The 8,074-nt window shown below is 63.7% G+C and carries 10 protein-coding genes; 1 reads left to right on the top strand and 9 read right to left on the bottom strand.

What is annotated here, in order from left to right; genetic code table 11:
- Positions 1–208: 208 nt before the first annotated feature.
- The 3 genes from AC097L_RS12295 to AC097L_RS12285 form a co-directional block, all read right to left on the bottom strand.
- Positions 209–631 carry a type II toxin-antitoxin system VapC family toxin gene (locus tag AC097L_RS12295; RefSeq protein ID WP_479586709.1) on the bottom strand — a complete coding sequence of 141 codons (423 nt, stop codon included), beginning with the start codon at positions 629–631 and terminating at the stop codon, positions 209–211.
- A gap of 11 nt (positions 632–642) precedes the next feature.
- Complete coding sequence (locus AC097L_RS12290; RefSeq protein WP_479586708.1) at positions 643–891, bottom strand: AbrB/MazE/SpoVT family DNA-binding domain-containing protein; 249 nt, start codon at positions 889–891, stop codon at positions 643–645.
- Positions 892–1,017: 126 nt separating this feature from the next.
- Positions 1,018–2,490 (bottom strand): aminotransferase-like domain-containing protein, encoded by a 1,473-nt coding sequence (locus AC097L_RS12285; RefSeq protein WP_479586721.1) that lies wholly within the window; start codon positions 2,488–2,490, stop codon positions 1,018–1,020.
- A 180-nt stretch (positions 2,491–2,670) separates the two neighbouring features.
- Between AC097L_RS12285 and AC097L_RS12280 the strand changes: the two genes are divergently transcribed.
- Positions 2,671–3,003: a hypothetical protein gene (locus tag AC097L_RS12280; protein ID WP_479586707.1), complete on the top strand. Its 333-nt coding sequence runs from the start codon at positions 2,671–2,673 to the stop codon at positions 3,001–3,003.
- A 26-nt stretch (positions 3,004–3,029) separates the two neighbouring features.
- Here the strand turns inward: AC097L_RS12280 and AC097L_RS12275 are convergent, their stop codons facing one another.
- From AC097L_RS12275 to AC097L_RS12250, 6 genes are all read right to left on the bottom strand, one after another.
- A complete protein-coding gene (locus AC097L_RS12275; protein WP_479586706.1) occupies positions 3,030–3,236 on the bottom strand; it encodes a hypothetical protein in 207 nt (68 codons plus the stop codon).
- 256 nt (positions 3,237–3,492) lie between these two features.
- Entirely contained in the window at positions 3,493–4,368 is an 876-nt protein-coding gene (locus AC097L_RS12270) for a sugar phosphate isomerase/epimerase family protein (RefSeq protein ID WP_479586705.1), read from the bottom strand.
- A 28-nt stretch (positions 4,369–4,396) separates the two neighbouring features.
- Complete coding sequence (locus tag AC097L_RS12265; protein WP_479586704.1) at positions 4,397–5,122, bottom strand: SDR family oxidoreductase; 726 nt, start codon at positions 5,120–5,122, stop codon at positions 4,397–4,399.
- Between the two features lie 18 nt (positions 5,123–5,140).
- Positions 5,141–6,229: an ABC transporter ATP-binding protein gene (locus AC097L_RS12260; protein ID WP_479586703.1), complete on the bottom strand. Its 1,089-nt coding sequence runs from the start codon at positions 6,227–6,229 to the stop codon at positions 5,141–5,143.
- A 32-nt stretch (positions 6,230–6,261) separates the two neighbouring features.
- Positions 6,262–7,083, bottom strand: coding sequence for a carbohydrate ABC transporter permease (locus tag AC097L_RS12255; protein WP_479586702.1), 822 nt, complete (start codon positions 7,081–7,083; stop codon positions 6,262–6,264).
- Positions 7,083–8,018, bottom strand: a complete 936-nt coding sequence (locus AC097L_RS12250; RefSeq protein ID WP_479586701.1) for a carbohydrate ABC transporter permease — start codon at positions 8,016–8,018, stop codon at positions 7,083–7,085. The genes AC097L_RS12255 and AC097L_RS12250 overlap by 1 nt, the downstream gene beginning before the upstream one ends.
- Positions 8,019–8,074: the final 56 nt, after the last annotated feature.

The raw sequence follows: 8,074 nt of genomic DNA, 5'->3' as shown, positions 1-8,074 counted from the left end.
GGGTTGTATCTCTGGAAATCTCTGAATCTTTAAGCATGGTGTGCACGATCTGTTGCGTGCACACGATCTTGCGAGTGGAAAGGGCTCAGTTCAAGATGGGTTCGCCGGACGCTTACATAGAGCTCACGATGGCTTGAGCCCATGCCGCTATATCTGAGCTTGTCAAATTGGTGAAAAAACAGAGTTGGTTCATAAGCATCATTTCAGGCTAAATCGGGACTGCTTTCAACTTCACTCGCTTGGCATTTTTGGCCAGTACCCCATCCAGCGTTACCAACCCCTGTGCCTTGGCCGCCAGTGCGCAAGCCAGGTGCAAAGCATCCCCGGCGCGCAGACCCGTGCTTGCATCCATCGTCAGCACAGCCGCCCTGTGAAAGGTGGTGCTTTCCACCGGCAGCAGTTGCAAGTCATTAGCGCACACGCGCTCGAATTGCATCCAGGCGGCTTGCGCCTGGGGCGCGGTAAGTTGCCCGGTGCGTTGCTTCAGCGCCAGGGCGCTGGCGAATTCAGTGACGCACCACGCGGCCGAGGCCAGTTCTTCGGTGCACGCCGCGTACCAGCGTAGCACGCCTGCCGTGGTGGCCTCGTGGGTACACAGGGCTACGAGAACGCTGGTATCTACGTACAGCATTGGTAGCGGGCTCAGTAACGGGCTTCTTCACGCAGCTGCGCGATCACCGACGTGCCCAGTGGTAGGGCCTGGCGGCCTTGTTCCAGTTCTTGCGCGAAACTTGCGCGGCTCCAGGTGTTAGACCGCAGGTTCAGGCCCCCGTCGGCCCCCACGTGAACCTGCAACTGGTCGCCTTCTTTGGCTCCCATTTGCCGCACCGTGTCGGCGGGAATGCGGACGGCCAGGCTGTTGCCCCATTTGGAAATTTGGAGATGCATCATGGTGATTTGGATATACGTAGATGTTTCTACATTTTAAATATTTTTGGTGTGTGGAAACCAGCTGCGTTGCAATAATTTACGTTTCAGGTGAATTGGAAAAACCGCCCATTCTTCCTGAAATCCCTTTCATATCAGCGCCTTAGGCGCTCTCGCCAGTTCCCCCACCAGCTCCCCCAGCCGCGCAAACGCCCGGTCTACCTCGGGCGTGAAGGGCCAGCCGCAGTTGATCCGCAGGTGGCTTTCGAACCGGTTGGAATTGGTGAAGATGGTACCGGGGGCGATCACGGTGTTCTCGGCCAGGGCGGCGTGGAACAGGGCGGTGGCGGACAGGCCGTGGGGCAGCTCTATCCACAGCGACAGGCCGCCGCGCGGTACGGTCAGCCGCGTGCCGGGCGGGAAGTAGGTGGCCACGGCCTGGGCGGTCTGGGTGCGCTGGGTGGCCAGGGTGGCGCGCAGGTGGCGCAGGTAACGGTCGTAAGCGGGCGAGGCGATGAAGCTGGCGGCGGCGCGCTGGGCCAGGCGCTCGTTGCTGCGCGAGGCGGCAAACTTCAGCATCTCTACCCGCGCCTGCCAGCGCCCGGCGCTGACCCAGCCCAGGCGCAGGCCGGGGGCCAGGCATTTGTGCAGCGACGCGCAATACACCACGTGGCCGCTGTCGTCCCAGGACTTGATGGCGCGCAGCGGCTCCATGCGCAGCACGCTGTCATCCACGAGGGCGCTGTAGGTATCGTCTTCAATCAGGGCCACATCGTGCTGCTGGCACAGGCGCAGCAGGGCCTGTTTGTGGGCGCTGGGCATGATGCTGCCGGTGGGGTTTTGCAGGTAGGGCACAACCACTACGGCCTTGATACCCGGGGTATTGCGCAGGGCCAGCTCCACCGCATCCACCGAGATGCCGGTGCGCGGGCTGGTGGGGATTTCCAGCGCCTTCAAACCCAGGCTTTCCAGCGTTTGCAGCAGGCCGTAGAACGTGGGCGACTCCACCGCAATGGTGTCGCCGGGCTGGGCCACGGCGCGCAAAGCCAGGTTCAGGGCTTCGGTGCAGCCGTTGGTAACTTGGATGTCGGCGGCAGACAGCCGCATGCCCGCCAGCAGCGCACGCTGGGCCAGCACTTCGCGGAATTCCAGACAGCCCTGCGGGGGGGCTGCGCGCACCAGTTGCTCGGGGTCCAGGCGCAGGCTGCGCTGGGCCGCTTGTTGCAGGGCTTTGGCGGGATACAGCGCGGGGGCGCAGCGGGCAATGGAGAGGTTGGTGGTGAAGCGCTGCATGCGCCCCAGCGCCAGAAATTCAGACACTTTGGCGTGGATACCCAGGTACTGCGCCGGGTCGGGGGCGCGCTGCATCGGCGGGTCGTTGACCGGGGCCAGTGTGGCCGCTGCCTGGGCGGGCCGCACAAAGTAGCCGGAGCGGGGCCGTGCCTCCAGCCAACCTTCGCTTTCCAGCAGGCGGCAGACCTGCATCGCCGTGGACAGGCTGACCGTATGCTGGCGTACCACCTCACGCAGCGACGGCATGCGGTGGCCCGGCAGCAGGCTGCCCGCGTGGATGGCGCTACGGTAATGGTCGGCAAGGTGCTGGTATTTGGGCTGGGTGGTCATGGTCATGGCCTGCCCATCATGCGGGCTCGGGCGCGGGCTGAACAGGTACAGAACGGATCAAAACAGACCATAACAGATGCATATTTTCTGCACTGTTGCGGTACAGATGGGGTGGGTCTGTGGCTGTTCGGAACGGGCCGAAATTTTTACGCTACAGGCTCTTTCACACAAAGGTCTTGTATGCCTTACACCGCAACGCCAGAACCCCTGTTTACCCTGCACCTGCAAGCCACTGAGCGGGCCTGGGAACGTGTGCCCCGTGGGGCCGAAATTGCCGTTTTGCACGGGGCGGTACGCCTGCATGTGATGGCCTACCTGGCGGGCATGTGGGTAGAGCTGTCTGTGCTGCTGCGCGCCGGGGAGCGGCACCGCGTGGAGGCGACGGGCTGGATGCAGATGGAGGCTGTGGGCGCAGCAAAGATCAGCGGCATAGCGCGGCCAGGTTGGGGGGCTGCTGTCCCTTGGATATTTTCCTATTTTGATAGCGCCTTGCGTAGACTCTATATGCGCTAGAGGCACTTTTTATCCAAATATTGACTTTACCGGGTTGGCGCACGCGTCAGCAGGTCATCCTGGTGCACGTGGTTGTCGGCAAAGTAGTCGGCGGCGATGGCTTCGAATTCGGTACGGAACTGCTGGAGCTGCTCTGGCGTGCCGGCCAGCTTGGCAACGAGCTTTTGCATCGGCCCGATGGTCGGCTCCAGAAACATCCGGTAGTGGGGGATGCTGAGGGCGGGCAGGTGCATCGTGCCGCGGGCGAAAGACGGCGGGCTGAACCCATCGCCCAGGCGCTCGGCGATGGTGGCGTGGTGGCCCCATTGCGGCGGGGCGGGGCCCCTTCGGAGAGGGTGAACACGGCCATGGGTGTGAACGATGCCCAGGTGGTGCGCTGTTGCTGCTTCCGGTCTGCCAACGGGTCATTCGCCATGGGGTACTCCTAAAGACTACGCCGAATACCAGTCCGTACACCCCAAAAGGCAAACCGGAGTGGCCGGTCAGCGCTCAAGCATGCGCCAGGGCCATACGACCGGCTTGCACCCCCTGCGCCATGAAGCTGTGGGCGTGGATGGCCAGGTCCAAGCCGTCGTCCCATAGATTGCGCCAGATCGCCAGGGCGTTGGACAGGTCTTCGTTCACCACGGTGGACGAAAAGCTCTCGAAGGTGATGGTGCCCTGGTAGTCCACCATGGCCAGGGCCTTGAAGAACTGCGCGAAATCCACCGTGCCGGAACCCAGGTAGCCGCGGTTACTCTCTCCGATGTGCACATAGCCCAGGCGCTTGCCGCAGGCCAGCACCGGCTGCATGAAGTCGGCCTCTTCGATGTTCATGTGGTACGTGTCCAGGTGCACCACCACATTGGGCGCGTCGATGCGGTCGATCAGCTCCAGCGCCTGCACGGCGGTGTTGAGCTGGTTGCTCTCGTAGCGGTTCACCACCTCCAGGCCCAGCGTCACGCCTTTGGTGAGCGCAAAGTCGGCCATGCGCTTGAGCGCATCGCTGGCGTTTTGCCGGCCCTGGGCACTTAGCGGGCCGGGGTATTTGGCCATGGCACCGTAGAGGATGCCGCCGAAGTAGGCGCCGCCAAGCGCGGCAGTCATGTTCACGCCTTCCTCCAGCAGGGCGATGCCCCGCGCCACGCAGGCCGGGTCTTCGCTGGAGATGTCGGCCTCGAAGGTAAGGCCGCGCGAGCAGCCCAGTTGCAGTTGGTTTTCCTGCAGCAGGTCGCGGGTCAGCGCCAGGTCCATCACCTTGGGGCCGTGCAGTGACAGCTCGATCAGGTCGTAACCGGCAAGCCGGGTCTGCTCCATCACTTTGCGGGTGGATGCGGGACCGAGATCACCAGCCCAGACCAGTGCGTGTACGCCGAGTGGATTCATTGCATATCTCCTTGAACAGTTTTTTGGTTCAGCTTGCGCGAAAGCCGCCGTCTACATCCACGCAGGTGCCGTGCACCATGCGGGCGTCGTCGCTGAGCAAGAAGGCGATCACCGAGGCCACTTCTTCGGGCTGCACGAAGCGTTGCATCGGGATGCGGTTCAGCATGCCGGCGGACTTGACCGGGTCGCTCCAGGCCAGCACCGCCATGGGCGTGAGGGTGACAACCGGGTTGACGCTGTTGACGCGGATGCCCATGGGGCCCAGCTCCACCGCCATCACCCGGGTGATGGCGTCCAGCGCCGCCTTGGATGCGCAGTAGGCGGTGTGGCCGGTGATGCCAACCTGGGCCGCGATGCTGGACACATTGACGATGGCCCCCGGCACGCCGCGGCGCAGCAGGTCACGCACCACCTCCTGCGCCACCACCATGGGTGCGCGGGTGTTGGTGGCCATCAGCCGGTCCAGGTCTTCCACCGTGGTGTCCATGAAGGGCGTGAGCTGGGCGATGCCGGCGCAGTTCACCAGCCCGTCCAGCGGCAGGGCTGAACGCACCGCCGTGCGGGTGGCGGCAACATCGGCCAGGTCCACGGCCAGGGTTTCGCAGCCGATGTCTGCAGATAGCTGTTGCAGGTCGATGGGATCGCGGCTCAGGGCCACCACGGTGGCGCCGCGTTGCGACAGCAGCACCGCCGTGGCGCGGCCTATGCCTTTGCCCGCGCCGGTGACCAGCACGCGTTTTCCGCTCAAATCCATGCTTGTCTCCTTGCGGGTTTAGAGCGCCAGGCCCTGGGCATCGAACAGGTAGGCATGTTCCAGCGCCGCCGTCATCACCAGGGCCTCGCCCGGCGTGACGGTGTGGCGGCCCTGGGCCATGGCGATCAGCGGTACTTTGTCGGCGGTCTGCACATAGAACTGCGATGTGCCGCCCAGGTTTTCGACATAGTGGGCGCTGACCGACAGGGCCAGCGGCGATGCACCACCGATGGCGATGTGCTCCGGGCGCAGGCCCAGGGTCAACGTGTCGCCCGGGCGCACTGCGGCCGCGGCGCGCACCGGCAGCGCCACTGTGCCCGCCTGCAGCGCAGCGTGGGCCAGGTGCACCCGCCCGCCCTCTACCGCTTGCACCTGCATCGGCAGAAAGTTCATCTTCGGCGAGCCGATGAAGCCGGCCACAAAGGTGTTCACCGGGTGGTCGTACAGCTCGGCCGGCGAGCCGATCTGCTCGACCTGGCCGGCACGCAGCACCACGATACGGTCGGCCAGGGTCATGGCCTCGACCTGGTCGTGGGTTACGTAGACCATGGTCACGCCCAGCTCGCGGTGCAGGCGGGCGATCTCCACCCGCATCTCGCCGCGCAGCTCGGCATCCAGGTTGGACAGCGGCTCGTCAAACAGAAACAGCTTGGGCTTGCGCACGATGGCCCGGCCGATCGCCACCCGCTGGCGCTGGCCGCCGGACAGGTCTTTGGGCCGGCGCTCCAGCAGGTGCTCTAGCTTCAAGATGGCGGCCGCGTCGGAGACGCGCTTGTAGATCTCGTCCGGCGGCGTCTTGATCATCTTCAGGCCGAAGGACATGTTCTCGCGCACCGACATGTGCGGGTACAGCGCATACGACTGGAACACCATGGACACGCCGCGCGCGGCCGGCTCCACCTCGGTCACGTCCACGCCGTTGATGTGGATGCTGCCGTCGGTCACTTCGTCCAGGCCGGCCACGAGGCGCATCAGCGTGGATTTGCCGCAGCCCGAGGGGCCCACGAAGACTACGAACTCGCCCTCGCGCGCCTCCAAGCTGACGCCGCCGATGACGGTGGCTTCGCCGTACTTCTTGACCACATGGTCGATTTTCAAAAATGCCATTCACTAGTCTCCCGTTGTTTGTCTTGTTGGCTTTATTTGGTGGCACCCATGGTCAGGCCGCGCACCATGTGGCGCGACACGAACAAGGCGAAGATGGTCACGGGCAAAACGATGATGGTGCCGGTGGCCATGATCTTTCCCCAGGGCAACTCGTAGCCCGACATGTAGCTGGTGGCGATCACCGGGGCCGTCTGCACCGCGCTGCGCGTCAGCACCAGCGCATACAGCAGCTCGTTCCACGAGAAGATGAAGCTGAAGATGGCCGACACCGCAATCCCCGGCAGGCCTAGCGGCAGGTAGATGCGCCAGAAGATGTCCCATTGATTCGCGTTGTCCAGCCGCGCGGCTTGTTCCAGGTCAGGCGGGATGGAGCGGAACTGGTCGGTGCAGATCCACACCACGATCGGCAGGCAGAACGACAGGTAGATCAGGATCAGCACCAGGTGCGTGTCCAGCAGGCCCGCGCTCTGCGCCAGCAGGTACACCGGCAGCGCCAGCACGATGGGGCTGATCATGCGGTTCGAGATGAACCAGAACCACAGGTCCTTCTTGCCTTTGAACTGGAAGCGGGCCAGCGAATACGCCGCCGGTGCGCCCATGGCCACTGCCAGGAGCGTGGTGCAGCTGGCGACGATGAGCGAGTTGCGGATGGCACCGAACACCTTGTCGTCCTGCCAGACTTCGGCGTAGTTGGCGATGGTGGGGATAAAGGTCCACACAGGCGGCGAGGCCAGCAGATCGGTCTGGTCCTTGAAGCTGCTGGCCACCATCCAGTAAAACGGAAACAGGGTGAAGGCCAGGAAGGCCAGCAGCCCCAGCAGGTGCAGCCCTTTGCCGAGTTTTTTGGAGTTCATTAGTCGATTTCCCGGTAGAAGACGGAGATGAAAAGGCGGCTCAGCAGGATGGTCAGCACCAGCAGCAAAATCGCCTGCGCCGATGCCGTGCCCATGTCGAAGATGCGAAAGCCCACCCGCTGGATGTAGATCGACACCAGCTCGGTGGCTGCGCCTGGGCCGCCGCGCGTCATGGTGAACACCATGTCGAACAGTTTCAGGATGTCGGCCGAACGCAGGATCAGCACCGCGGTGAAGCCGGGCAGCAAATAGGGCAGCTGCACATAGCGCAGCAGCTTCAGGTGCGACGAGGTTTCCAGCCGCGCGGCTTCCTCTACCTCGTTGGGCACCATGGACAGACCGGCCAGAAAGATCAGCGCGCAAAACGGCGTCCATTGCCAGATGTCCATGGTGGCGATGGCCGCGAACGCACCCGCCTGGTTGCCCAGCCAGTCGAACGGCGCAAAGCCCAGCCACGAGGCAAACTGGTTCGCCACGCCGAAGTCCCGGTTGAAGATCAACCGGCCGATCAGCCCGACCACCGCATAGGTGGTGGCCAGCGGCACCACCAGCGACACCCGCACCATCGCGCGCGCCATCGACCATCCTGGCTTGTGCAGCATCAGCGCGATCGCCATGCCCAGGGCCAGCTCCACCGGCATCACCGTCAGGTAGAAGCTGGCGGTGCGCCACAGCGTTTCCCAAAAAGTGCTGTCGCTCAGCACCGCCTTGTAGTTGTCCAGCCCGACGAAGGGAAAGCCATCGCGGGCGCGGGTCAGGTTGTATTTGCGCATCGAGGTGACCAGCGCAAACAAGGTGGGGTAGATGCCGATGGCAAACAGGGTGATGACGGCCGGGGCCAGAAACCACAGCGGTGTCCAGCGGCCATGGGCCAACCGCGATGCCCGCTTGGAGGGGAGGGTTGACGCAGTGTCAACAGAGGCGTGTGTGTTCATGCAATTTCCAAGGCGACAGCGGAAGAGATCAATACAGTTCGTACGACCCAAGCAAC

The sequence above is a fragment of the Rhodoferax sp. RT5P35 genome (assembly GCF_056521385.1).
Note: the sequence above shows the minus strand (reverse complement) of the source record. Positions and strands in the feature narration are given on the sequence as shown.

What these genes read in the sequence shown, in the direction of transcription:
- AC097L_RS12295 (WP_479586709.1), bottom strand. Translation starts at nt 631, where the DNA reads ATGCTGTACGTAGATACCAGCGTTCTCGTAGCCCTGTGTACCCACGAG.
- AC097L_RS12290 (WP_479586708.1), bottom strand. Translation starts at nt 891, where the DNA reads ATGATGCATCTCCAAATTTCCAAATGGGGCAACAGCCTGGCCGTCCGC.
- AC097L_RS12285 (WP_479586721.1), bottom strand. Translation starts at nt 2,490, where the DNA reads ATGACCACCCAGCCCAAATACCAGCACCTTGCCGACCATTACCGTAGC.
- AC097L_RS12280 (WP_479586707.1), top strand. Translation starts at nt 2,671, where the DNA reads ATGCCTTACACCGCAACGCCAGAACCCCTGTTTACCCTGCACCTGCAA.
- AC097L_RS12275 (WP_479586706.1), bottom strand. Translation starts at nt 3,236, where the DNA reads ATGCACCTGCCCGCCCTCAGCATCCCCCACTACCGGATGTTTCTGGAG.
- AC097L_RS12270 (WP_479586705.1), bottom strand. Translation starts at nt 4,368, where the DNA reads ATGAATCCACTCGGCGTACACGCACTGGTCTGGGCTGGTGATCTCGGT.
- AC097L_RS12265 (WP_479586704.1), bottom strand. Translation starts at nt 5,122, where the DNA reads ATGGATTTGAGCGGAAAACGCGTGCTGGTCACCGGCGCGGGCAAAGGC.
- AC097L_RS12260 (WP_479586703.1), bottom strand. Translation starts at nt 6,229, where the DNA reads ATGGCATTTTTGAAAATCGACCATGTGGTCAAGAAGTACGGCGAAGCC.
- AC097L_RS12255 (WP_479586702.1), bottom strand. Translation starts at nt 7,083, where the DNA reads ATGAACTCCAAAAAACTCGGCAAAGGGCTGCACCTGCTGGGGCTGCTG.
- AC097L_RS12250 (WP_479586701.1), bottom strand. Translation starts at nt 8,018, where the DNA reads ATGAACACACACGCCTCTGTTGACACTGCGTCAACCCTCCCCTCCAAG.